The sequence below is a fragment of the Psychrobacter sp. NPDC078631 genome (genome assembly GCF_050268165.1).
Taxonomy (GTDB): domain Bacteria; phylum Pseudomonadota; class Gammaproteobacteria; order Pseudomonadales; family Moraxellaceae; genus Psychrobacter.
The window spans coordinates 1-1,964 of record NZ_JBNNGG010000009.1 but is presented as its reverse complement, the minus strand read 5'-3'; the positions used below and the strand labels follow the sequence as shown (position 1 = coordinate 1,964).

General features: G+C 43.4%; 1 protein-coding gene. It reads right to left on the bottom strand.

Features of this window, described 5'->3' with window-relative positions; all coding sequences use genetic code 11:
* Positions 1–11: 11 nt before the first annotated feature.
* Positions 12–1,964, bottom strand: a 1,953-nt coding sequence (locus ACQKCP_RS13020; RefSeq protein ID WP_427612620.1) for a type I restriction enzyme subunit R domain-containing protein, incomplete at its 5' end; no start/stop codon positions are given.

The window sequence follows — 1,964 nt, the reverse complement described above, 5'->3', positions numbered from 1 at the left end:
CTGCTCTTAGGCTACTTATCTCTTGAAAGTCCAAGACGGGTAGTCTTTAGCACTTCCTCGATGAGCTGTTGCGCTTTATCGATACCCAAATCCGTAAATAACATTGGCAGCAATTTGACACTAATAGCATTTTCGATCTCTGCTGGATTAATAGAATACTCAGCCACTGCTGTCTTAACGATATTATCAATCTCAAAGGCGTAAGCGACTAGCTTGTCGTTATCTAAATCTTTATCTACCAAGAAATCAGCATCAAATAAATGCTTAAACAAACCAAAATAAGCCTGAGCATGTTTGTTTAATTTGCCGCTATTATCGATAAACTCATTTGGTACATCGGCGACATCACGGTCTTTGACAGCTTGCTCAAAGTCAGCAAACATCATGTACTGCTTCACTGGCGCATCGAACATGGCTTTAGCATCAGCAATCGCTTGCTTGAGCAATTTAGAAAAGTACTCTTGGGCATAAGGATCATCAGCCAAATCCTGCTCAATCATCTTGGTCACCCGACCAGTGATTTTATCGGTTTGGTTGCGCGCTTCATCATCGCTTAATTCCTCAGGCTTAACATCCTTACCTAGGTTGCCAACCAAATAAGCACCTTTTGCCTCACGAACCTCAAGTCCAGCGATATGCTTATCAAGTAAGCTGCGAATATCTGCTTCATACTCATCATAGTCAACGGTCTCATCAGCATCTTCGCGCACTTGCTTACGTAAATTGATAAAGGCCTTTAGGTCGGCTTTGTAGCGATCACGCTTGCTATCGAATGATTTGTCTTCAAAGAAAGACGCTGATTGCAACGCAATTTTCATGGCGTTAGAAAACTCGGTCAAAGCCGCATAAAAGTCATCACGTTCTTTGAGCTTGGTATCGACTACCCTACCATCTATCTCCTGCATTTTTGGTGCAAGCACTTGCCTCAACGCTTGCCCATCCTGTTTATTCTTCACTGATGAGAATATCGCCCACAGCTCGCTATGCAGTCTGGGTAGCTGCTTATACTCAGTATCCATCGCGTTATACAGACCTTTAAGGTCTTCGATATCGAAGCCACCTTGTGTACGCTCGGCTAAGTCTTGGTATTTCTCAATGGTGATATCCAGCTCTTTTAAGATGCCGCGATAATCAATCAAATAACCAAAGCGTTTCTTCTCATGCAAGCGGTTTACCCGTGCAATCGCCTGAATGAGGTTGTGCTGCTTTAAGGGCTTGTCTATATACAGTACGGTGTTTTTTGGTTCATCAAAGCCCGTTAGTAGCTTATCGACAACGATCATAATGTCAGGACCATCATCTTGACCAAAGGCTTCTATAATGGCTTTGGTATAGGCTTTTTCATCACCGCCGTACTGATTGGCGACATTGGCTTGCCACCAGTTCTGGACAATGTCTTTTGATTCGCCATCGACGGTGTCATGCCCTTCACGAGTATCAGGTGGTGACATAGCAACCACTGAGGTCACTTTGCCAATCTTATCCAATGCCATTTTATAGCGGATAGCAGAGGCTTTAGAATCACAAGCTAATTGACCTTTTAGATGCTGCTGTTTAAAGTTTTGGAAGTGATCAGAGATGTCATGAGCGATCAATTCAATACGGCCTTCAACCTGATAGATTTGACCTTTTTGTGAGAACTTACGTTTGAGATCAGTTTTTTGATCATCAGTGAGCTTTTGGGTGATACGGTCAAACCAAGCATCAATGGCTTGGTCATTGGTATTCAATTCAGGGATGCGCTCTTCGTATAAGAGTGGCGTGACCGTTTTATCTTTGACCGCTTGCTGCATGGTATAAGAGTGAATGATGCTACCGAATTTGTTTTCGGTCTTATCATCCTTAAGCAATGGCGTACCCGTAAAGGCAATAAAGGCAGCGTTTGGCAGGGCTTGCGCCATACGGATATTATTCTCACCATTTTGGCTACGGTGACCTTCATCGACCATGACGATGATGTTTGG